Raw genomic sequence first — 21,565 nt, forward strand, 5'->3', positions numbered from 1 at the left:
AGGGCGATCACTTCATGAGCGACAACCAACTGCGGCTGGTGTGGATCTACCCCGACCTGCTGAGCACGTACGGCGACCAGGGCAACGCCCTCGTGGTGGAGCGCCGGGCGCGGCAGCGCGGTCTGGACGTGGCCCGGCTCGATGTGCGCAGCGACCAGCCGATCCCGACCTCCGGCGACATCTATCTGATCGGCGGCGGTGAGGACCGTCCGCAGCGGCTCGCGGCCGAGCGGCTGCGCCGGGACGGACACCTGTACCGGGCCGTGGAGAACGGCGCGATCGTCTTCTCCGTGTGCGCCGGCTACCAGATCCTCGGCCACGAGTTCATCAACGACCTCGGGCAGCGCGAGCCCGGCCTCGGTCTGCTCGACGTGACGACGGTGCGCGGTACGGGCGAGCGGTGCGTCGGCGACGTCCTCGCGGACATCGACCCGCGCCTGGGCCTGCCCCAGCTGACCGGCTTCGAGAACCACCAGGGCATCACCCAGCTCGGCCCCACGGCCCGCCCCCTCGCCCAGGTCCGCCTGGGCCGCGGCAACGGCACGGGCGACGGCACGGAGGGCGCGTACAACGACACCGTGTTCGGTACGTACATGCACGGGCCCGTCCTCGCCCGCAACCCGCTGATCGCCGATCTGCTGCTGAAGCTGGCGCTCGACGTCAACGCGCTGCCGCCGATCGACGACCGCTGGTACGAGGCGCTCCGCAACGAGCGCATCGCCGCGGCACAGCAGCCTGCGTGAACAGTGGGGGTCCAGAGGTACTGAAGGATCCTTCAAGCACACTCCGGCATGGTCGTTCCCGGGCCCGCCTGACGGCCTGTCCGCTCACATGGGCGGGCCAGTCCAGCAGGCGGACGCCTGCTACGGAGCCACCCCCTGACGCCGGTAGGGTGGCCGGGAACCAGCCGGACAACGCGGTCCGGTCCCCGGCCCACGTTGAGAAGGTATTCGGGCTATGCGCATTGGTGTCCTCACGTCCGGCGGCGACTGCCCCGGCCTGAACGCCGTCATCCGGTCCGTCGTGCACCGTGCCGTCGCCGACCACGGCGACGAGGTCATCGGTTTCCGGGACGGCTGGAAGGGCCTCCTGGAGTGCGACTACCTCAAGCTCGACCTCGACGCCGTGGGCGGCATCCTGGCGCGCGGCGGCACCATCCTCGGTTCCTCCCGGGTCCGCCCCGAGCATCTGCGGGACGGTGTGGAGCGGGCGCGCGGCCATGTCGAGGAGCTCGGCCTGGACGCGATCATCCCGATCGGCGGCGAGGGCACGCTCAAGGCGGCCCGACTGCTGTCGGACAACGGCCTGCCCATCGTGGGCGTGCCGAAGACCATCGACAACGACATCGCTGTCACGGACGTGACCTTCGGCTTCGACACGGCCGTGGGGGTCGCCACCGAGGCCCTGGACCGGCTGAAGACCACCGCCGAATCCCACCAGCGGGTACTGATCGTGGAGGTCATGGGCCGCCACACCGGCTGGATCGCGCTGCACTCCGGCATGGCGGCCGGCGCGCACGCCATCGTCGTACCGGAACGGCCCTTCGACATCGAGGAGTTGGCGGCACGGGTCGGGGAGCGCTTCGAGGCGGGCAAGCGGTTCGCGATCGTCGTCGCGGCGGAGGGTGCCAAGCCGAGGGCCGGCACCATGGAGTTCGACGAGGGCGGCAAGGACGTCTACGGCCACGAGCGCTTCGCGGGGATCGCGCGGCAGCTGTCCATCGAGCTGGAGGAGCGGCTCGGCAAGGAGGCGCGGCCGGTGATTCTCGGGCATGTGCAGCGGGGTGGGACGCCGACGGCCTACGACCGGGTGCTGGCCACGCGGTTCGGGTGGCATGCCGTGGAGGCTGTGCATCGGGGGGAGTTCGGGCACATGACGGCGCTGCGGGGTACTGACATCGTGATGGTGTCGTTGGCTGAGGCCGTGGAGACGCTGAAGACGGTGCCCGCGGATCGGTACGCCGAAGCGGAGTGCGTGCTTTAGCCGTCCGGCGAGTGCGGGACCGTGGGGGTTGCTCGCGCCCACGCGGCGGGGCCGCATATCGATACAGTCCCGCGCCCTTTTCAGGGGCGCTTGTGCTGACCCCAGTCGCAAGGGTGACCGGTGCCGGTTCTACTCTGTCTGCGGACAGAAAGCGCACAACCCCCACGAATCAGGAGCCTGCGGAATGGATCACAGCGGGCATGGCATGACCATGGATCTGGCGCCGTTCACGCTCGGGCGGGGGCTCCAGTGGTCGCCTGACCCGTTCTTCCTCGTCGCCTGTCTGGTGGGGCTCGGTCTGTACGGGTGGGGTGTCGTACGGCTGCGGCGGCGCGGTGACGCGTGGCCCGTCGCGCGGACCGTGTCGTACGTCGTCGGTGTGCTGACCGTCGCGCTGGTGATGTGCACCGGGCTGAACGACTACGGCATGGTCATGTTCAGCGTGCACATGGTGCAGCACATGGTGATCAGCATGCTGTCGCCGATCCTGCTCCTGCTGGGCGCCCCCGTCACGCTGGCGCTGCGCGCGCTGCCGACGGCGGGGCGTGGCCGGAAGGGTCCCCGCGAGTTGCTGCTGATGCTGCTGCACAGCCGGTACATGCGGTTCGTCACGCATCCGGCGTTCACGATCCCGATGTTCATCGCGAGCCTGTACGCGCTGTACTTCACCCCGCTGTTCGACTTCCTGATGGGGTCGAAGGCCGGGCACATCGCGATGATGGTGCACTTCCTCGCCGTGGGTGTGGTGTTCTTCTGGCCGATCATCGGCGTCGACCCCGGTCCGCACCGCCCCGGCCACCTCATGCGCATGCTGGAGCTGTTCGCCGGCATGCCGTTCCACGCGTTCTTCGGCATCGCGTTGATGATGGCGTCCGCGCCGATGGTGAAGACGTTCGAGCACCCGCCCGCGTCGCTGGGCATCGACGCGCTGTCGGACCAGAACGCGGCCGGCGGCATCGCCTGGGCGTTCAGCGAGGTCCCGTCCGTGCTGGTGCTGATCGCGCTGCTGTTCCAGTGGTACAGCTCCGAGCAGCGGCAGGCCAAGCGCAAGGACCGCGCGGCCGACCGGGACGGCGACAAGGAGCTCGAGGCGTACAACGCCTACCTGGCCTCGCTGAACGCGCGCGGGAACTGATCTGCGGCGCCCTGAGGGCCGTACCCCTCCCCGTCTGTTCTTCCGCGTGCGTGCCGTTCTGACCCGGAACCGTGCACCATGGAGGGACACGAAGCTCGAGGAGGGTGTTGCGATGCCCGGTTCGACGAACGGTTCCACGAAGGCGATGGGGGTGCTCACCGTCGGCGGACTCGTCGTGGTGACGGCCTACACGGTGGCGCTCGGCAGCAACGGCTGGCTGTGGTTCGGCTGGGTCGTGCTGGGGCTGCTCACTCTGGCCATGGTGGTGACCCAGAGCTCGTGACGCTCACTCGGCCGTGAGGCGCCCGGCCGAGTGCACGCCCGGCTGGTACTTCGGCAGCCGGGCGGTGATCTTCATGCCGGCACCGACGGCGGTCTCGATGACGAGCCCGTGGTCGTCGCCGTACACCTGGCGGAGCCGGTCGTCGACGTTGGACAAGCCGATGCCTCCGGAGGGACTGGTGCCACCCGCGAGGATGCGGCGCAGTTGTCCGGGGTCCATGCCGACGCCGTCGTCCTCGATGACGACCAGGGCCTCGGCGCCGGCGTCCTGCGCGGTGATCTGGATGTGGCAGGCGTCGGACTTGCCCTCGAGGCCGTGCTTGACTGCGTTCTCGACGAGGGGCTGCAGGCAGAGGAACGGCAGGGCGACCGGCAGCACCTCGGGCGCGATCTGCAGGGTGACGGCGAGGCGGTCGCCGAAGCGGGCGCGGACCAGGGCCAGGTAGTGGTCGATGGCGTGGAGTTCGTCGGCGAGCGTGGTGAAATCGCCGTGCCTGCGGAACGAGTAGCGGGTGAAGTCGGCGAACTCCAGTAGCAGTTCCCGGGCGCGCTCGGGGTCCGTGCGGACGAACGACGCGATCACCGCGAGCGAGTTGAAGATGAAGTGCGGGGAGATCTGGGCGCGCAGGGCCTTGATCTCCGCCTCGATCAGCTTCGTGCGCGACTGGTCGAGGTCGGCCAGTTCGAGCTGGACGCTTACCCAGCGGGCCACCTCGCCGGCCGCACGGACCAGGACGGCGGACTCCCGCGGGGCGCAGGCCACGAGGGCGCCGTGCACCCGGTCGTCGACGGTGAGGGGAGCGACCACGGCCCAGCGGACCGGGCAGTCGGGGGTCGCGCAGGTCAGCCGGAACGCCTCGCCGCGGGCGGTCTCCAGCGGTCCGGCCAGCCGTTCCATGATCTCGGTGCGATGGTGTCCGCCCACGCCGTCCCAGACCAGGACCTCCTTCTGGTCGGTGAGGCACAGGGCGTCCGTGCCGAGCAGTGAGCGCAGTCTGCGGGCCGACTTGCGCGCGGTCTCCTCGGTGAGTCCGGCCCGCAGCGGGGGTGCGGCGAGGGAGGCGGTGTGCAGGGTCTGGAAGGTGGCGTGCTCGACGGGCGTGCCGAGTCCGCCGAGGTTCTCGGGGCGGGTGGTGCGCCGGCCGAGCCAGAATCCGGCGGCCAGCAGCGGGAGTACGGCGACGGAGAGACCCGCGAGGAAACCGCTCATGCCTTCGCCTCCGCCCACAGTTCCTCCGGCAGATGGAACCTGGCCAGGATCGCCGCTGTACCGGGCGGGACCCGTGCGGCCGTGGCCAGGGACACCAGCATCATCGTCAGAAAGCCGAGCGGCACCGACCACAGCGCGGGCCAGGCGAGCAGGGCGTGCAGGGGCCCGCCGCCGGGAAAGCCCGCCATGGTCGCCGCCACCGCGACGAACGCGGAGCCGCCGCCCACCAGCATCCCCGCGGCGGCGCCGGGCGGGGTCAGCCGGCGCCACCAGATGCCGAGCACGAGCAGCGGGCAGAAGGAGGAGGCCGAGACGGCGAAGGCGAGCCCCACCGCGTCGGCGACCGGAAGGCCGCCCACGAGCACGCTGGCCGCCAGCGGCACGGCCATGGCGATCACGGTCCCGAGTCTGAAGTGCCGTACTCCGCGCGACGGGAGGACGTCCTGGGTGAGCACGCCCGCCACGGCCATGGTCAGCCCGGACGCCGTGGACAGGAACGCGGCGAAGGCGCCGCCCGCGACGAGCGCGCCCAGCAGGTCGCCGCCGAGGCCGCCGATCACGCGGTCGGGCAGCAGCAGGACGGCGGCGTCCGCGTCGCCGGTGAGGGTGAGTTCGGGTGCGTAGAGGCGGCCCAGCGCGCCGTACACGGGCGGCAGCAGATAGAAGCCGCCGATCAGGGCGAGGACGGCGACGGTGGTGCGGCGGGCGGCGACGCCGTGCGGGCTGGTGTAGAAGCGGACGACGACGTGCGGCAGGCCCATGGTGCCGAGGAAGGTGGCGAGGATCAGTCCGTACGTGGCGTACAGCGGGCGTTCCTCGCGGCCCTCGGCGAGCGAGGTGGACATGCCGCCGTTGCTGCCCCGGTCGGCCAGGGGCACGGGGGTGTGGGGGGCGAAGGTGAGGCGCGTGCCGCGCTGGACGTGGTGGGTGCCGGCGGGGAGCGTGAGCCGTGCGGCGTCATGCGGGCGGCCGTCGACGGTGCCGCTGACGGTGACGGTGAGGGGCCTGGCGAGTCTGAGGTCGACGGTGTCCTCGACGCGGACGCTGCGCTGCTCGCGGAAGGTGGCCGGTTCGTCGAAGGGGTGCCGGGGTGCGCCGTCGCCCTGCCAGGCGAGGGCCAGGAACAGGGCGGGGACGAGGAGGGCGGTGAGTTTGAGCCAGTACTGGAAGGCCTGGACGAAGGTGATGCTGCGCATGCCGCCCGCGGCGACGGTGGCGACCACGACGACGGCCACGATGATGCCGCCGAGCGCATCGGGAGCGCCGGTGAGGACCGTCAACGTGAGCCCGGCGCCCTGGAGTTGGGGCAGGAGGTAGAGCCAGCCGACGCCGACGACGAAGGCCCCGGCGAGCCGCCGTACGGCCTGTGAGGCGAGGCGGGCCTCCGCGAAGTCGGGCAGCGTGTAGGCGCCGGAGCGACGCAGCGGGGCGGCGACGAACAGGAGCAGCACCAGGTATCCGGCGGTGTAGCCCACCGGATACCACAGCATGTCCGGGCCCTGGACGAGGACCAGTCCCGCGATGCCGAGGAAGGAGGCGGCGGAGAGGTACTCGCCGCTGATGGCAGCCGCGTTGAGACGCGGGCCGACGGTGCGGGAGGCGACGTAGAAGTCGGAGGTGGTGCGGGAGATGCGCAGGCCGAAGGCGCCGACGAGGACGGTGGCGACGACCACGAGGGCGACGGCGGGGACGGCGTAGCTGGAGTTCACGGTGGTCAGCGGTCCTCGACGAGGCGGACGAAGTCGCGTTCGTTGCGTTCGGCGCGGCGCACGTACCAGCGGGCGAGCAGGATCATCGGCGGGTACAGGCAGAAACCGAGCACAAGCCATTCGAGGCGGCGGGCGGTGGGGGCGGCGGCGAAGACCAGCGGGAGCGGGCCGACGAGGAGCACGAGGACCGCGAACACGGCGAGGGCGGCGCGTAGTTGGGTGCGCATGAGGGAGCGGACGTAGGTGTGGCCGAGGGTGGTCTGCTCGTCGATCTCGGTGCGCGGCCGGTAGTAGCCGGAGGTCAACCGGGTGCGGCGGGGCGGTCCGGTGACGACGACTCGGCGCTCGGCGGGTTCCACTGCGGCCTCCCCTAACCCGCGGTCCGGCGCATCAGCAGGTTCCGCAGTTCGCGGGCGTGGCGCCGGCTGACCTGGAGTTCCTCCTTGCCGACGAGGACGCTCACCGTGCCCGCGTCCAGGCGGAGTTCGCCTATGTGGCGCAGGGCGACGAGGTGCCGGCGGTGGATGCGGACGAATCCGCGGGATCGCCAGCGGTCCTCCAGGGTGGACAGCGGGATGCGGACGAGGTGGCTGCCTCGGTCCGTGTGCAGGCGGGCGTAGTCGCCCTGGGCCTCGACGTGGGTGATGTCGTCGACGGCGACGAAGCGTGTGACGCCGCCGAGTTCGACGGCGATGTGGTCGGGATCGGGTTCGTGCACGGGTATCCGGGGGGCGGCGCCGCGCTGTTCGGCGGCCCGGCGCACGGCCTCGGCGAGGCGTTCCTTGCGGACCGGCTTGAGGATGTAGTCGACGGCCTTGAGGTCGAAGGCGCGGACGGCGAAGTCCTCGTGGGCGGTGACGAACACGACGAGCGGCGGCCGGGCGAAGCCGGTGAGCAGCCGGGCCATCTCCAGGCCGTCGAGGCCGGGCATCTGGACATCGAGGAAGACGACGTCGATGGCCTCGGGCCCGTCGGGGCCGGATTCCAGTGCGCGCGTGATCCGGCGCAGCGCCTCGGTCGCGTCGCCCGCTCCCTCGACGCTGCTGACGCGCGGGTCCGCGTTCAGGAGGTACAGCAGTTCCTCCAGCGAGGGGCGTTCGTCGTCGACGGCGAGGGCGCGCAGCATGAACGTGGAGTGTAGGTGGAATCCGTACGGCTGGACATGTGCCAGGCATGGACGTTCCCGCTGGATACAGTGCCGACATGAACAGCAGGACCGCCCCGTTCGACGAACTCGACCGGAAGATCGTCACCGCGCTGATGGCGAACGCCAGGACCAGCTTCGCCGAGATCGGCGCGGCGATCGGGCTGTCGGCCACCGCCGTGAAGCGGCGGGTGGACCGGCTGCGGGAGACGGGTGTGATCACCGGGTTCACGGCCACGGTACGGCCGTCGGCGCTCGGCTGGCGCACGGAGGCGTATGTCGAGGTGTACTGCGAGGGCGCCGCTCCGCCGCGACGGCTCGCGGAGGTGGTCCGCAACCATCCGGAGATCACTGCGGCCATGACGGTGACGGGCGGCGCCGACGCGCTGCTGCATGTGCGGGCGCGGGATGTAGGGCACTTCGAGGAGGTGCTGGAGCGGATCCGTGTGGAGCCGTTCATCCGGAAGACGATCAGCGTGATGGTGCTGTCCCACCTGCTGCCGGAGAGTCCGGAGGCGGGTGCCACGCACGCGGCACCGGAGTAACCAGTGCGGGGCGCAGCACTCATGCGTCACGCCGGGCGAGAACGCAGCGTTCCTGCGCACACGCGCAACTTTTATCGCTTGTCGGCCGTATCCGTCGCTTTCTACCGTGGTGACACCCCCTAGTGACGCCGCAGGAAAGCGGAGGAACCCCTCTGTGCCCGACAGCCGTGTGCCGCGCTCCCGGCGCTTCCTCGTCTGCGAACCCAGACACTTCGCCGTGCAGTACGCGATCAATCCCTGGATGCATCCCGACACCTGTGTCGACGTCGACCTGGCCCAGGAGCAGTGGCGGGCGCTGATCAGCGCCTACCGGGCCCATGGTCACACCGTGGAGAACGTCGAGCCGGTTCCCGGCCTCCCGGACATGGTCTTCGCCGCGAACTCGGCCTTCGTCGTCGCCGGCCGCGTCTTCGGCTCCCTCTTCCACGCTCCGGAACGACGCCCCGAGTCGAACCACTACGACGTGTGGTTCAAGACGGCGGGCTACGACGTCCACCGCCCCGCGTCGGTCAGCGAGGGCGAGGGCGACCTCGTCTGGACCGGCCGGTACGTGCTGGCCGGCACCGGCTTTCGCACCACCCGCGAGGCCCACCGCGAGGCGCAGGAGTTCTTCGGCCACCCGGTGATCAGCCTGACCCTGGTGGACCCGTACTTCTACCACCTGGACACGGCGCTGTTCGTCCTCGACGACCACAACATCGTGTACTACCCCGAGGCGTTCTCGCCCGGCAGCCGTGAGGTGCTCGCGCGGCTGTACCCGGACGCGGTGCTCGCGACCCGCGACGACGCGATGGCGTGGGGCCTGAACTCCGTCTCCGACGGACGCCACGTCTTCATCGCGCCCCAGGCCGAGGCCCTCGCCGCCCGCCTCACCGACCACGGCTATGTCCCCGTCCCCGTCGACCTGTCGGAGTTCCACAAGGCCGGCGGGGGCATCAAGTGCTGCACCCAGGAGATCCGCTGATGACCGCACCTGCGCGCACCCGTACGTCCGCCGAGCTGATCACGGCGGAGGAACCGGTCCTGGCGCACAACTACCACCCGCTGCCCGTGGTGGTCGCCCGGGCCGAGGGCACCTGGGTGGAGGACGTCGAGGGCCGCCGCTACCTCGACATGCTGGCCGGCTACTCGGCCCTCAACTTCGGCCACCGCCACCCCGGTCTGATCGAGGCCGCCCACCGCCAGCTGGACCAGCTGACGCTCACCTCGCGCGCCTTCCACAACGACAGGCTCGCCGAGTTCGCCGAGCGCCTGGCCGCCCTGACGGGCCTGGACATGGTGCTGCCGATGAACACCGGCGCCGAGGCGGTGGAGAGCGCCATCAAGGTGGCCCGCAAGTGGGCGTACGAGGTGAAGGGCGTCCCCGCCGACCGGGCGACGATCGTGGTGGCGGCGGAGAACTTCCACGGCCGTACGACGACGATCGTCAGCTTCTCCACGGACGAGACCGCCCGCGCGGGCTTCGGCCCCTTCACGCCCGGCTTCCGGATCGTCCCGTACAACGACCTGGCCGCGCTGGAGGAGGCGGTCGACGAGACGACGGCGGCGGTCCTGATCGAGCCGATCCAGGGCGAGGCGGGCGTGATCATCCCGGACGAGGGCTATCTCACCGGGGTGCGCGAGCTGACCCGGCGCAAGGACTGCCTGTTCATCGCGGACGAGATCCAGTCGGGCCTGGGCCGCACGGGGCGCACGCTCGCGGTCGAGCACGAGGGGGTCGTCCCGGACGTCCTGCTGTTGGGCAAGGCGCTGGGCGGCGGCATCGTGCCGGTGTCCGCGGTGGTGGCCGGCCGTGACGTGCTGGGCGTGCTGCGGCCGGGCGAGCACGGCTCGACGTTCGGCGGCAATCCCCTGGCGGCGGCGGTCGGCACGGCGGTCGTCGAGCTGCTGGAGACGGGCGAGTTCCAGCGCCGGGCGGCCGAGCTGGGCGTGGTCCTGCGGGGCGGGCTCGAGGCGCTGGTCGGCAAGGGCGTGCTCGGCTTCCGCTCGCGCGGGCTGTGGGCGGGCGTCGACGTCGACCCGGCGATCGGCACCGGCCGCGAGGTCAGCGAACGCCTCATGCGGGAGGGCGTCCTGGTCAAGGACACCCACGGGTCCACGATCCGGCTGGCTCCGCCGCTGACGATCACGGGCGAGGAACTCCGGTCGGCGCTCGGGGCGTTGGAGAAGGTGCTGACCGAGACCGACTGAACCGACGGAGGCCCACCGCACGTGGAACTGACAGCCGACGCCACGGCGACCGCTCCCGCCCTGCTGCTGCGCCCATGGCGGACGTCCGACGCCACCGCCCTGGCCGAGCTGGGTGGGGACGAGGCGATACGCCGCTGGACGAGTGCCGCCGTGGCCGACCTGGCCGACGCGGAACGGTGGCTGCGGGAGCAGGTGCGCGGCTGGGAGTCCGGGGACCGTCTGGCGTTCGCGGTGGTGGAGACCCCCGCGGGACCGGACGGCCCCCGGCTCGCCGGGCACGTGGTGCTCAAGCGCGGTGGATACGGCTCCGGCATGGCCGAAGTGGGGTACTGGACCGCCGCGCATGCGCGCGGGCGGGGGGTGGCGCCGCGGGCGCTGCGGACCCTCACCGACTGGGCGTTCACCGCCTTCGCCGGTGACGGGCCGGCCCGCCTCCGCCTGATGCACCAGATCGACAACACGGCCTCGTGTCGCGTCGCACAGAAGTGCGGCTATGACCTGACCGCCGTACTGCCCGCGGCGCCACCCGGCTTCCCACTGGAGGGTCACCTCCACGAGAGGCCGCGCCCGGAGGTCAGCCCTTGCCGAGCAGCCCCTGCATCTCCTTGATCTCGGCGTTCTGCCCGGTGACGACGGCGTCGGCCGTGCTGGTGGCGGGACCGTAGGCGCCCTTCGCCTTCTCCGTGCCGGCCATCTCGACGGCGCCCTTGTGGTGGTCGACCATCATGGTCAGGAACATCGTGTCGAAGTCCTTGCCGGAGGCCTTCCGCAGGGCGTCCATGTCGTCGGCGGACATCATCCCGGCCGTGCCGGACCGGCCGGCGTCGTCCATGCCGGGCATGCCGGAGTGGTCCATACCCGGCATGGACGACTGACCGGAGTGGTCCATACCGGCCATGGGCACGTCCTCGCCCCACGACTTCAGCCAGCCGGTCATCGTCGTGATCTCCGGACCCTGCGCCTTCTCGATGCGGGCGGCGAGGTCCTTGACCTGGGCGGAGGAGGCGCGGTCTGCGGCCAGCCGCGCCATCTCCACGGCCTGCTGGTGGTGCGGGATCATGCCCTGCGCGAAGGCGACGTCCTGGGCGTTGTGCGTACCGGTGGCGGCGGCGCTCGTGGAGGGCGAGGCGCCGTGCCCCGTGTGGCCGCCGTCGGCGGTGTTGTCGCCACCGCAGGCGGTGAGGACGAGCGCGGCGGTCGCGGTGGCCACGACGAGGGCTGCGCGGCGCGTCGGAGTACGGGTGGTCATGGGTCAACTCCTGCTGTACGGAATGGTCTTGGGCACGTCGAGGACCGCACCGGCGTGACACGGCCGGGTGCGGTGGGCGTGGCCTCTAGATCCGCAGGAGTTGGAGTTCCGCCAGGGACGGTGGCGCGCGGGCACCGTCCGGTTCGGTCACCGGGTGCGAGCCGACGGAGTCGGCCGGTACGGCAGCGCCCACCGGGTCGGGCACGAGTGCGGGCAGGTCCGGTCCCCCGCTCACGGCACCCGACGCACAGGTCGCGTCGGCATGCCGCAGCTGGTGCCCGCCACAGTGGCCGTCCGGACAGTCGCCGACCGCGACCTTGGCAGCCGCGTGCGAGGTCAAGCGTTCCGGGTGGCCGCCCGGAGCGCCGCCGGGGGCCAGGGCATGCATGCCGAGCAGCCCGACCAGCAGCCCGAGCACGAGCAGCGTCGACCACCGCCGCGGGGGCGGCGGCGCTGCTGACTGCTCGGCTCGGATCATCGCGCTCATCCTAGGCGGGTGATCACGGCAGGGCCCGCCGGGGTAAGCCAGTAGTGGCCCGCCCGGGTGGCCCGGCGGGAGGCCCAGGGCTGCGCCGGAGGCCGGTGGCGGATCAGGTTCCACGCGACCGCGCCTGGCCATACACTGGCACCCCGCCATGCGCCGGTTGAGCTGCGAGAACGCGGCGGTGGAGCCGATCCGCCGCAGTGAGGAGCGACCCCTCTTGTTCTACTACCTGCTCAAATACGTGCTGTTGGGGCCCTTGCTGCGACTGGTCTTCCGGCCCCGGATCGAGGGCCTGGACAACGTGCCGGCGTCGGGCGCGGCCATCGTCGCCGGGAACCATCTGTCCTTCTCGGACCACTTCCTGATGCCGGCGATCCTCAAGCGCCGCATCACCTTCCTCGCCAAGGCGGAGTACTTCACCGGTCCTGGGGTCAAGGGTCGGCTGACGGCGTTCTTCTTCCGCAGCGCCGGGCAGATCCCGGTCGACCGCTCCGGCAAGGACGCGGGCCAGGCGGCGATCCGCGAGGGGCTCGGGGTGCTGCGCAAGGGCGAGTTGCTCGGCATCTATCCGGAGGGCACACGCTCGCACGACGGCCGCCTCTACAAGGGCAAGGTCGGCGTCGCCGTGATGGCGCTGAAGGCCGGCGTCCCGGTCGTGCCGTGCGCGATGATCGGCACCTTCGAGGCCCAGCCGCCCGGCAAGGTCATCCCGAACATCCACCCCGTCGTCATCCGCTTCGGTAAGCCCCTCGACTTCTCCCGCTACGCCGGCATGGAGCACGAGAAGGCCATCCTGCGCGCCGTCACCGACGAGATCATGTACGCCATCCTGACGCTGTCCGAGCAGGAGTACGTCGACCAGTACGCGGCCGTCGTCAAGGCAGAGGACGCGGCGAACGACGCCAAGGCGCGCAAGTTCCCCCGAGCACCCCTGAGTTGACCTCTGCTGTCGGCAGAGCGGAGGCCCTCCCGGCGGCCGGGGACCGTACGGTCGTCGTATGACACGTGCTGTGGTGATCGGAGCGACGGGCCAGCTGGGCCGGGCGACGGTGGACGCGCTGGCCCGCGACGGCTGGGAGGTCACGGCCACGTCCCGGGGCGGCGGACGGGACGAGGGGTGGCCCGAGGACGTCCGTGCCGTACGGCTGGACCGAGCGGACGACTCCGCGCTGGCCGCCGTGATCGGTGACGGCTGTGATCTCGTTGTCGACATGGTGGCCTACGGGGCCGAGCACGCACGGCAGTTGACGAGTCTCGCCGGCCGCATCGGCTCCGCCGTGGTGATCTCCAGCACCTCGGTGTACAAGGACGGCAAGGGGCGCGGCTTCGACACCCAGGAAGAGCCGGACGGCTTTCCCGAGTACCCGGTGCCGGTCCCGGAGACCCAGCCGACGGTGGCCCCGGGCGAGGCGTCGTACAGCACCCGCAAGGCGTCCCTCGAACGTGGACTCCTCGCCGCCGGAGACCGGTTGCCGACGACGCTGCTGCGCGCGGGCGCCGTCCACGGCCGCCACAGCCCGCTGCCGCGCGAGCTGTACTTCGTCAAGCGGAACCTCGACGGACGGGGGACGCGGGTGCTCGCGCACGGCGGGGAGAGCCGGTTCAATCCGGCGAACGCCTGCAACATCGCCGAGCTGATCCGGCTGGCAGCGATCCGCCCCGGGTCGCGGGTGCTCAACGCCTGTGATCCGCAGGCGCCGACGGTGGCGGAGATCGGGGCGGCGATCGACGAGGTGATGGGCGCGCGGCCGGACACCGTGCTCCTTGACGGCCCGCCACCGAGCCCTTCCGTCGGGAGCACTCCGTGGTCGGTGCCGCTGCCGGTCGTCCTCGACATGACCGCGGCCGCACGGGAGTTGGGGTACCGACCGGTGGTGTCGTACGCCGAGAGCCTGCCCGCGACGGTCGACTGGCTGTGCGCCCGACTGGCCGGGCGGGACTGGCGCGAACGCTTCCCGCTGCTGGCCCAGGTCTACCCCGACCTCTTTGACTACGCGGCGGAGGACGCCTGGCTGCGCGCCTCACGATGACGGTGAAGGGGCGGCCGGGTGGGAAACCCGGCCGCCCCTCTGTGTCATGCCTGTGTGCCGCTACGGCTTGGGCGTGGCGTGCGGGGCGCAGGTCACGTCCGCACTGTCCAGCTTTCCGGTCAGCAGATAGGCGTCGACCCGCTCGTTGATGCACGGGTTGACCAGGCCGGTCACACCGTGGGAGCCGGCGTCCCGCTCGGTGATCAGACGGGAGCCCTTGAAACGCTTGTGCAGTTCGACGGCGCCGGGGTACGGCGTGGCGGCGTCACGGGTGGACTGCACGATGAGCACCGGCGGCAGGCCCTTGCCGGTGCGGACGTCGACCGGCGTCTGCTGCTTGACCGGCCAGGTGGCGCACGGAAGGTTCATCCAGGCGTTGGCCCAGGTCATGAACGGGTAGTCCTTGTTGAGACGGGTGTTGTCCCGGTCCCACGTCTGCCAGCTGGTCGGCCACTTGGCGTCGGTGCACTCGACGGCCGTGTAGACGGCGTTGCCGTTCTCCGAGGCGATGTTGCCCGCGGTGTCCGAGAGGTCCGGCGAAGCCGCGTCGACGAGCGCCTGGGTGTCGCCGGCGACGTACTTGCTGAACACCGTGGCGACCGGCACCCACGACGAGTCGTAGTACGGCGCGCTCTGGAAGAAGGAGATCAGTTCGGCCGGGCCGACGACCCCGCCGAGGGGGCTCTTCTTCGCGGTGGCGCGCAGCTTGAGCCATTGGGCCTGGACGGCGTCACGGGTGGTGCCGAGGTGGAAGGTCGCGTCGTTCGCGGCGACCCAGTCCTCCCAGTCCTTCCAGCGGCCCTCGAACGCGATGTCCTGGTTGAGGTTGGCCTCGTACCAGATGTTGTCGCGCGCGGGATTGACCACGCTGTCGACGATCAGGCGCCGGATGTGGCCCGGGAAGAGGGTGCCGTAGACGGCGCCCAGGTAGGTGCCGTAGGAGACACCCAGGTAGTTGATCTTCTTCTCGCCGAGCGCGGCCCGGATGACGTCCAGGTCGCGGGCGGTGTTCGGCGTGGTCATCTGCGGCAGCATGTCGCCGCTGCGCTCGTAGCAGCCGTCCGCGTACTCGCGGGCCAGCTTGCGCTGCGCCCGCTTGTCGGCCTCGCTGTCCGGCACCGGGTCCGCCTTGGGCGCCTTGACGAACTCCTGCGGGTCGATGCAGGAGATCGGCGCGGAGTGGCCGACGCCGCGCGGGTCGAAGCCCACGAAGTCGTAGGCCTTCGCCACGTTGGCCCAGACGGGGTTCTTGTTGGTGACCCGGGTCGGGAAGCGGAGGCCGGAGCCGCCGGGACCGCCGGGGTTGTAGACGAGCGCGCCCTGGCGCTCCTGCTGGGTGCCGGTGTTGCCGATGCGGTCGACGGCAAGCTTGATCTGCTTGCCGTACGGCTTCGCGTAGTCGAGCGGCACGCTGACCCAGCCGCACTGGATCGGCTTCACGAGCCCCCAGTCGGCGGGGCAGTCCTGCCAGTCGATGCCCGCGTTCGCGGCCCGCGTGGCGGCGATCGCGGCGCCCCGGGCCTCACGGTCCTGGCCGTGGCGGCTGTCGGCGCTGGCCGCGGGCGCCGACACGGCACCGGCTATCAGTGTCGCCGTAACGAGCGCACCGGCCGAACCGAGCGCCAGCACACGGTTCTTCGGTCTGATGTCCCTCAAGTGGGCCCCTCACGTACATCGTTGCGAATGTACGGGGGATCCTCGCGGCTGTGAGCAGCCTGAGAACAGGGGTTGTTGACCTTCTTTGCCAATCCGATAACCGGACCGGCGCGTCCCGCTGAGCGGAACGCTAACCGAGCAGCTCCAGCGCCCGGTCCAGCACCCGCCTGAGCCGCAGCCCGTCGGCCGCCACAGCACTCACCAGTACGGCGGGTCCGGCCAGCGGAACGAGCATCGCGTTCTCCCCCAGCATCCGGGCGTCTGGCGTCTCCTGCACGAACTCTGGCCGTGCGACAACAAGTTGCCCGACCGCGCGATGTCCCCCGAGCACGGCCGGCCCGTCCCAACCGCCCGGCGCTCCAGGCCCGCAGGCCAGTTCCTGGTCGAGAACGGTCCGCCCGGCCACCCGCACGGTGAGCCGGCTGGTGAGCTGCCCGGGTTCCTCCCCGACCCGGCCCAGCACCTGCTCCTCGCGCAGCACGAATCGTGCGGAGGCGCCGAGGTCCACCCGAGTGGTGACGCACAGGCCGCTGGCGGCCGCGGAGATCAACTGCTCTGGCAGCCAGCGAAGTTCACCGTGGTCGGCCACGGTGAGCCGTACGTCGTAGCGCGCCTCGTCCTTCGTCTGGCCGGGCAGCGCGATGGTGGCGGCCGCGGATCGGACGTCCAGCCGGGCGCCCCTGTCCACGTGCGCCTCCACGGCGAAGCGGTCACCGCCGTGCGGTCCGCTCATCGCCCCGACGAGCATCACGCGCGCCTCGGCGCCGCTCGCCCGGGTGCGCCGCAGCGCGAGCGGTGCCTCGCTCTCCAGCACCGGCAGCGCGGTACCGCCGCGCCCGTCGTCGCGGGCGACGATCCGCGCGAGAGCGCGCACACCGGTGGCGGTCAGGCTCGTGGTGGTCGTGCCGGTGGCGCTCATGCCGACCACGCGGCGAGCTGCGCGCGCACCCAGGCAGCCACCTCCGCGACTCCGTCCTCGCTCCTCAACGACTGGAACACCACCGGGAGCTCGGCCCGCTGCGCCTTGGCGTCGGCGCCCATACGTCCGAGATCGGAGCCGACGTACGGCGCCAGGTCGGTCTTGTTGACGACCAGCAGGTCGGCAGTGGTCACGCCGGGCCCGCCCTTGCGCGGGATGTCGTCCCCGCCGGCGACGTCGATCACGAAGATCTGCGCGTCGACGAGTCCCTTGGAGAAGGTGGCGGTGAGGTTGTCCCCGCCCGACTCGACGAGCACGAGGTCCAGCGGCCCGACCTCGTCCTCGAGGTCCTCGACCGCCTCGAGGTTGGCGGAGATGTCGTCCCGGATCGCCGTGTGCGGACAGGCTCCGGTCTCCACGGCCGTGATCCGCTCGGGCGGCAGCACGGCCTCACGCAACAGGAACTCTGCGTCCTCCCGCGTGTAGATGTCGTTCGTGACGACGGCGAGCGACAGTTCGTCACGCAGCGCCCGGCACAGCGCGGCGACGGTGGCCGTCTTGCCCGAGCCGACGGGGCCGCCGAGCCCGATACGCAGGGCGCGCCGCGAGCCGTCGGGGCGACGGGCGTCCGCGCTGACGGCGGCGGGGCCGTGGTGGGGGTGGTCGAGATGCATGTACGGCTCCTGTTTCGACTGGCCTGAGAAGTTCCGGGCTTGTGTGTTCAGGACGCGAACAGGCGCACGGGCCATGCGGCGTGTGCCTCCGCGCCGATCTCCAGCAGCGGCGCCGATGCCGCGGGCAGGGCGTCGACCCCGTCGTCCAGGACCTGCCGAGCCGCCTCCACGGCCCGGTCCGCGACGCGGTCCAGCTCCGGTACCAGCCGGGCGAGGACCCCGGTCGCGTCGAAGGGATCCAGGCTCAGCAGCCGTACCGTGGCCGTCGCGGGCCCGCTCACGCTCTCGTACGTCGCGCAGTACGCCGCGTCGTCCGGGCCCAGTCCGGCGGCCCGGGCGGCGAGACCCAGCACCACCGGTTGGTGCGCCCCCTTGGGGAACTCCCGTGCCAGTGCGTCCAGTTCGGCGGACGGCCAGGTCGCGCGGGCGGCCCGCATCAGCTGGCGTCCGAGTCTGCGCGCGGCGCCGCGCAGTGCGGGTGACGGTGTCCGGGCGTCCGCCGCCGCGTCCAACTCCCCCGGGTCCGCGCCCAGTACGGCCGCCGCCGCGAGCGAGGCCGCGACCAGTCCCGCCGTGTGCAACCGCCCCCGGCAGAAGTCCTCCAGGCTCGCGGCACCGGTGATCCGTCCGGCCTTGACGGCCGCTTCCGCCCCGCCGGAGTGCGCGTGCCCTCCGGCGGGGAAGCGACCGTCGGCCAGGACGAGGAGTGCGGCCCGTGTCATCAAAGCCCCATCAGAAGAGGAAGTACCGCTGGGCCATGGGCAGTTCCACGGCCGGTGTCGCCTCGACCAGCTCCCCGTCGATGTGCACGGCGAAGCTGTCCGGGTCGACCTGGACCCGGGGCCGGGCGTCGTTCTCCTTCATGTCCGCCTTGGTCACCCCCCGTGTGGACTCGATGGCGACGAAGCGCTTGCCGAGCTGGAGGCGCTCGGGCAGCCCGTCCTCGATGGCGAGCGGGGCGACGAAGTTGAGCGAGTTCGCGGCGGGCGCCCGCCCGATGGCGCCGTACATCGGACGCGGCAGGATCGGCTGAGGAGTGGGGATCGACGCGTTCGCGTCGCCCATCTGCGCGTAGGCGATCTGCCCGCCCTTGATGACGAGTTGTGGCTTGACGCCGAAGAACGCGGGCTCCCACAGCACCAGGTCCGCGAGCTTTCCGGTCTCCACGGAGCCGATCTCCGCGGCAAGACCCTGCGCGAGGGCCGGGTTGATCGTGTACTTGGCGACATAACGACGTACCCGGTGGTTGTCCGCGCGCCCGTCCCCCGGCAGCGCGCCCCGCCGCCGCTTCATCACGTGCGCCGTCTGCCAGGTGCGCATGACGACCTCGCCGACCCGACCCATGGCCTGCGAGTCGGAGGAGATGATGGAGATGGCGCCGAGGTCGTGCAGGATGTCCTCCGCGCCGATGGTGGACGGCCTGATCCGCGACTCGGCGAACGCCAGATCCTCCGGTACCGCCGCGTTGAGGTGATGGCACACCATCAGCATGTCGAGGTGTTCCTCGGCGGTGTTCAGGGTGAACGGCCGCGTCGGGTTCGTCGAGCTCGGCAGCACATGCGGCTCGGACACCACGGTCATGATGTCCGGCGCGTGCCCGCCGCCGGCGCCCTCCGTGTGGTACGCGTGGATCCCGCGCCCCCCGATCGCGGCGAGCGTGTCGCCCACGAACCCGGCCTCGTTGAGGGTGTCTGTGTGGATGGCGACCTGGATGCCGGTGCGGTCGGCGACGGTCAGGGAGGCGTCGATGACGGCCGGGGTGGAGCCCCAGTCCTCGTGCAGCTTCAGACCGAGCGCTCCGCCGCGGATCTGCGAGAGCATCGCCTCGTGCGAGACGGTGTTGCCCTTGCCGAGGAACCCGATGTTGAGCGGGTACGATTCCATCGCCTCCAGCATCCGGGCCAGGTGCCAGGGTCCGGGTGTCACGGTGGTCGCCTTGGTGCCCTCGGCCGGTCCGGTGCCTCCGCCGACCAGCGTGGTGATGCCGGCGCACAGCGCCTCGTCGGCGATCTGTGGGCAGATGAAGTGGACATGCGCGTCGATCGCACCGGCCGTCAGGATCCGCCCGTTGCCCGCGATCACCTCGGTCTCGGGGCCGATGATCAGATCGGGGTGGACGCCGTCCATCGTGTCCGGGTTGCCGGCCTTGCCGATCCCGGTGATCCGGCCGTCGCGGATGCCGACATCGGCCTTGACGATCCCCCAGTGGTCGACGATCACGACACCGGTGATCACGGTGTCGGGGGTGCCGTCTGCGCGCGTAGCACGCGCCTGGCCCATGGACTCCCGGATAACCTTGCCACCGCCGAACACCGCCTCGTCACCGGCAAGTCCGGGGCCACCGCAGCGGTCCTCCTCGATCTCGATCAGCAGGTCGGTGTCGGCGAGCCGGATCCGGTCACCGGCGGTCGGCCCGAACAGGTCGGCATAGGCGGCGCGGGAGATCTCAGGCATCGAGGGCACCTCCGGTCTCCCCGCGCAGCCCCGGCACGACACGGGCACCGGCGAGCGGTACGAGTTCGACGTCGACGGGAATCCCGGGCTCGAAGCGCACGGCGGTCCCGGCGGCGACGTTCAGCCGCTTGCCGCGTGCGGAGGCGCGGTCGAACTCCAGGCCGGGATTGGCCTCGGCGAAGTGGTAGTGGGAACCGACCTGGACGGGCCGGTCGGCCGCGTTGAGGACGGTCAGCCGCGTGACCTCGCGGCCCTCGTTGCAGACGATCGGACCGTCGGCGAACAGGATCTCTCCAGGAATCATCGACGGCCCCCTCAGACGATCGGGTCGTGGACGGTGACGAGCTTGGTGCCGTCCGGGAACGTCGCCTCGACCTGGACGTCGTGGATCATCTCGGGGATGCCCTGCATGACGTCGTCCCTGGTGAGCAACTTGCGTCCGGAGGACATGAGTTCGGCGACGGTACGGCCGTCTCGCGCGCCTTCGAGGATGTGCGACGTGATGAGCGCGACCGCCTCAGGGTGGTTGAGCCTGAGACCGCGGGCCCGGCGCTTCTCGGCCACGTCGGCCGCCACGTGGATCAGCAGCCGTTCTTGCTCGTGCGGGGTCAGTTGCACGTCCCACCTCACCGTCCTCACCCGGACCGTGCGGGGCCCGGTTGCCGCAGCCACGGGGCAAAGTCCCTGGTGGCGTGGATGGGCAGGCTAGTTGGACCGCGTTTCGGACACGTTAACCAAGCTGTGAACCTCACCCGGCCGGGCGCGGGTCCCGCATGCTCATCAACGCCCGCAGCCCGTCGTCGAGTGTCTCCTTGGGCAGTTCGCCGATCACGGCCGGCTGCGCGGCGTGCCCCTGCGCGAGCGCGATCATCACCCGGGCCAGGGCGTCGGCGTTCGCTTCGGGGGCGATCAGCCCCACCGACTTGTAGCTCTCCACGACCCGCGCCCAGGCGGCGCGCACGCTGTCGTACCCGGCGCGCGCGCTGGCCTCCAGCTCCGCGTTGCGCAGGATCTCCGTCCACACCCGGACCATCAGCCGCGGGAAGACCCAGTCCCCGGTGTCCAGCAGCCCCGGCCTGATCCCCTTCCAGTTGGCTCGGGGTGCTGTCGGGCGGCTGGTGGACGGAGGCCGCGGTGCTCGGGGTGTCGACGCCGGCCGTGGACACGGCCGTGGCCGGGCCGGCGGCGCTGCTGGGTCCCGCCAGGATCGGGCCGCGTCGGGTGTGGTGGTGCTGTTCGGCAACTCGTTCTCCGGCGCTGCGTCCGCCCCGCAGATGCTTCCGAAGCCGGTCGGCACGATCGGACAGTGGCTGCCGCCGGGTGCCGGTACGACGCTGCTGCGCTAGGTCTCGTTCTTCGACGGCGCCGCGGCGACCACTCCCGCACTCACCCTGACGTGGTGGGCGGCCCTGGGCCTGGGTGCCGTGCCGCTCGGAGGCGCGCTGAAGGCACGCGCCCGGAGCGGGGAGCCCGCGCGGGACCGGGATCTCGCCCCCGTGGGCTGACCGGCGCGGCTCACCGGACCGGCCGTGCGCCCCCGCTGTGGCGGACGGGGGCGCACGGCCCTGTCGTCGTTCGGGATCCGGTCCCGGCCGGGAAGGTCATCCGGTTACGAACCGCTTGCGCCCCGGTGTTCCGCAGCGATGCCGAAGCGCCGGTGTTCGCGGGGAGCGGCCTTGGCCTCGTGGACGCCGGAGACCGAGCTGATCACCTGCTCCTCCGCGGGCTTCAGTTCCTCGAGCCGCTCGAGGTCGGCGGCGGAGACGAGGGCGACGAGAGGCTTGCCGTGGCGTGTCACGACGACGCGCTCACCGCCGTACACCACCCGGTTGATCAGGTCGGCGAGCTCAGCCCTGGCTTGCGTCACCGGAATCTCGTAGGCCATGACCCCAGCTTACGGG

The 21,565-nt window shown here is 71.4% G+C and carries 25 protein-coding genes and 1 pseudogene; 11 read left to right on the forward strand and 15 right to left on the reverse strand.

Going from position 1 to position 21,565, the window contains the following annotated elements; translation table 11 throughout:
* Positions 1–14: 14 nt before the first annotated feature.
* From ACFYXB_RS10110 to ACFYXB_RS10125, 4 genes are all read left to right on the forward strand, one after another.
* Complete coding sequence (locus ACFYXB_RS10110; protein WP_351352540.1) at positions 15–743, forward strand: glutamine amidotransferase; 729 nt, start codon at positions 15–17, stop codon at positions 741–743.
* Between the two features lie 214 nt (positions 744–957).
* Positions 958–1,983 (forward strand): 6-phosphofructokinase, encoded by a 1,026-nt coding sequence (locus tag ACFYXB_RS10115; protein ID WP_351352537.1) that lies wholly within the window; start codon positions 958–960, stop codon positions 1,981–1,983.
* A 184-nt stretch (positions 1,984–2,167) separates the two neighbouring features.
* Entirely contained in the window at positions 2,168–3,118 is a 951-nt protein-coding gene (locus ACFYXB_RS10120) for a cytochrome c oxidase assembly protein (protein WP_389579878.1), read from the forward strand.
* A gap of 112 nt (positions 3,119–3,230) precedes the next feature.
* Complete coding sequence (locus ACFYXB_RS10125) at positions 3,231–3,401, forward strand: hypothetical protein (RefSeq protein ID WP_351352531.1); 171 nt, start codon at positions 3,231–3,233, stop codon at positions 3,399–3,401.
* A 3-nt stretch (positions 3,402–3,404) separates the two neighbouring features.
* Here the strand turns inward: ACFYXB_RS10125 and ACFYXB_RS10130 are convergent, their stop codons facing one another.
* Genes ACFYXB_RS10130 through ACFYXB_RS10145 form a run of 4 tightly spaced genes read right to left on the reverse strand, consistent with a single transcriptional unit; the run spans position 3,405 to position 7,445 of the window.
* Positions 3,405–4,610 (reverse strand): sensor histidine kinase, encoded by a 1,206-nt coding sequence (locus ACFYXB_RS10130; protein ID WP_389579882.1) that lies wholly within the window; start codon positions 4,608–4,610, stop codon positions 3,405–3,407.
* Positions 4,607–6,319, reverse strand: a complete 1,713-nt coding sequence (locus tag ACFYXB_RS10135; RefSeq protein WP_389579885.1) for a cation acetate symporter — start codon at positions 6,317–6,319, stop codon at positions 4,607–4,609. Before ACFYXB_RS10135 ends, ACFYXB_RS10130 begins: the two co-directional genes overlap by 4 nt.
* A gap of 5 nt (positions 6,320–6,324) precedes the next feature.
* The gene (locus ACFYXB_RS10140) at positions 6,325–6,678 is read right to left on the reverse strand and encodes a hypothetical protein (protein WP_351352522.1); all 354 of its coding nucleotides are present in this window, start codon (positions 6,676–6,678) and stop codon (positions 6,325–6,327) included.
* A gap of 11 nt (positions 6,679–6,689) precedes the next feature.
* On the reverse strand, positions 6,690–7,445 hold the full coding sequence (locus ACFYXB_RS10145; protein ID WP_389579888.1) for a LytR/AlgR family response regulator transcription factor: 756 nt from the start codon (positions 7,443–7,445) through the stop codon (positions 6,690–6,692).
* Positions 7,446–7,522: 77 nt separating this feature from the next.
* Between ACFYXB_RS10145 and ACFYXB_RS10150 the strand changes: the two genes are divergently transcribed.
* From ACFYXB_RS10150 to ACFYXB_RS10165, 4 genes are all read left to right on the forward strand, one after another.
* A complete protein-coding gene (locus ACFYXB_RS10150; RefSeq protein WP_351352516.1) occupies positions 7,523–8,008 on the forward strand; it encodes an Lrp/AsnC family transcriptional regulator in 486 nt (161 codons plus the stop codon).
* A 154-nt stretch (positions 8,009–8,162) separates the two neighbouring features.
* Positions 8,163–8,972, forward strand: a complete 810-nt coding sequence (gene ddaH / locus ACFYXB_RS10155) for a dimethylargininase (protein WP_389579891.1) — start codon at positions 8,163–8,165, stop codon at positions 8,970–8,972.
* Positions 8,972–10,198, forward strand: coding sequence for an ornithine--oxo-acid transaminase (gene rocD, locus ACFYXB_RS10160; protein ID WP_351352510.1), 1,227 nt, complete (start codon positions 8,972–8,974; stop codon positions 10,196–10,198). Before ddaH ends, rocD begins: the two co-directional genes overlap by 1 nt.
* 27 nt (positions 10,199–10,225) lie before the next feature.
* Positions 10,226–10,807, forward strand: coding sequence for a GNAT family N-acetyltransferase (locus ACFYXB_RS10165; RefSeq protein ID WP_389580256.1), 582 nt, complete (start codon positions 10,226–10,228; stop codon positions 10,805–10,807).
* On the opposite strand, the gene ACFYXB_RS10170 is transcribed toward ACFYXB_RS10165, so the two are convergent.
* Both ACFYXB_RS10170 and ACFYXB_RS10175 read right to left on the reverse strand, forming a co-directional pair.
* Positions 10,773–11,447 (reverse strand): DUF305 domain-containing protein, encoded by a 675-nt coding sequence (locus ACFYXB_RS10170; RefSeq protein WP_389579894.1) that lies wholly within the window; start codon positions 11,445–11,447, stop codon positions 10,773–10,775. The genes ACFYXB_RS10165 and ACFYXB_RS10170 overlap by 35 nt on opposite strands.
* 85 nt (positions 11,448–11,532) lie before the next feature.
* Complete coding sequence (locus ACFYXB_RS10175; RefSeq protein ID WP_351352501.1) at positions 11,533–11,925, reverse strand: DUF6153 family protein; 393 nt, start codon at positions 11,923–11,925, stop codon at positions 11,533–11,535.
* A 223-nt stretch (positions 11,926–12,148) separates the two neighbouring features.
* Here ACFYXB_RS10175 and ACFYXB_RS10180 point away from each other — a divergent pair, with 223 nt between their 5' ends.
* On the forward strand, positions 12,149–12,871 hold the full coding sequence (locus ACFYXB_RS10180; protein ID WP_351352593.1) for a lysophospholipid acyltransferase family protein: 723 nt from the start codon (positions 12,149–12,151) through the stop codon (positions 12,869–12,871).
* 70 nt (positions 12,872–12,941) lie between these two features.
* Positions 12,942–13,961, forward strand: coding sequence for an NAD-dependent epimerase/dehydratase family protein (locus ACFYXB_RS10185; protein WP_389580260.1), 1,020 nt, complete (start codon positions 12,942–12,944; stop codon positions 13,959–13,961).
* Positions 13,962–14,021: 60 nt separating this feature from the next.
* Here the strand turns inward: ACFYXB_RS10185 and ACFYXB_RS10190 are convergent, their stop codons facing one another.
* The 8 genes from ACFYXB_RS10190 to ACFYXB_RS10225 form a co-directional block, all read right to left on the reverse strand.
* Positions 14,022–15,617: an alpha/beta hydrolase gene (locus ACFYXB_RS10190; protein WP_389579897.1), complete on the reverse strand. Its 1,596-nt coding sequence runs from the start codon at positions 15,615–15,617 to the stop codon at positions 14,022–14,024.
* A gap of 130 nt (positions 15,618–15,747) precedes the next feature.
* Complete coding sequence (locus tag ACFYXB_RS10195; protein WP_389579899.1) at positions 15,748–16,536, reverse strand: urease accessory protein UreD; 789 nt, start codon at positions 16,534–16,536, stop codon at positions 15,748–15,750.
* Positions 16,533–17,210 carry an urease accessory protein UreG gene (ureG, locus tag ACFYXB_RS10200; RefSeq protein ID WP_389579902.1) on the reverse strand — a complete coding sequence of 226 codons (678 nt, stop codon included), beginning with the start codon at positions 17,208–17,210 and terminating at the stop codon, positions 16,533–16,535. Before ureG ends, ACFYXB_RS10195 begins: the two co-directional genes overlap by 4 nt.
* A 47-nt stretch (positions 17,211–17,257) precedes the next feature.
* Positions 17,258–17,932, reverse strand: a complete 675-nt coding sequence (locus ACFYXB_RS10205; RefSeq protein ID WP_351352489.1) for an urease accessory UreF family protein — start codon at positions 17,930–17,932, stop codon at positions 17,258–17,260.
* A 10-nt stretch (positions 17,933–17,942) separates the two neighbouring features.
* Entirely contained in the window at positions 17,943–19,664 is a 1,722-nt protein-coding gene (locus ACFYXB_RS10210; protein ID WP_389579905.1) for an urease subunit alpha, read from the reverse strand.
* Entirely contained in the window at positions 19,657–19,968 is a 312-nt protein-coding gene (locus tag ACFYXB_RS10215) for an urease subunit beta (RefSeq protein ID WP_388502144.1), read from the reverse strand. Before ACFYXB_RS10215 ends, ACFYXB_RS10210 begins: the two co-directional genes overlap by 8 nt.
* Positions 19,969–19,979: 11 nt before the next feature.
* Entirely contained in the window at positions 19,980–20,282 is a 303-nt protein-coding gene (locus tag ACFYXB_RS10220) for an urease subunit gamma (RefSeq protein WP_351352480.1), read from the reverse strand.
* Between the two features lie 130 nt (positions 20,283–20,412).
* On the reverse strand, positions 20,413–20,688 hold the full coding sequence (locus ACFYXB_RS10225) for a hypothetical protein (RefSeq protein ID WP_389579908.1): 276 nt from the start codon (positions 20,686–20,688) through the stop codon (positions 20,413–20,415).
* A 65-nt stretch (positions 20,689–20,753) separates the two neighbouring features.
* Between ACFYXB_RS10225 and ACFYXB_RS10230 the strand changes: the two are divergent.
* Positions 20,754–21,169 (forward strand): annotated as a pseudogene (locus ACFYXB_RS10230) (ABC transporter permease); the annotation flags it as partial.
* Positions 21,170–21,273: 104 nt separating this feature from the next.
* On the opposite strand, the gene ACFYXB_RS10235 reads toward ACFYXB_RS10230, so the two are convergent.
* Complete coding sequence (locus ACFYXB_RS10235) at positions 21,274–21,549, reverse strand: type II toxin-antitoxin system Phd/YefM family antitoxin (protein WP_389579911.1); 276 nt, start codon at positions 21,547–21,549, stop codon at positions 21,274–21,276.
* Positions 21,550–21,565 lie beyond the last annotated feature (16 nt).

Origin of the sequence: Streptomyces sp. NPDC002619 (assembly GCF_042889305.1) — a bacterium.
Classification (GTDB): domain Bacteria; phylum Actinomycetota; class Actinomycetes; order Streptomycetales; family Streptomycetaceae; genus Streptomyces.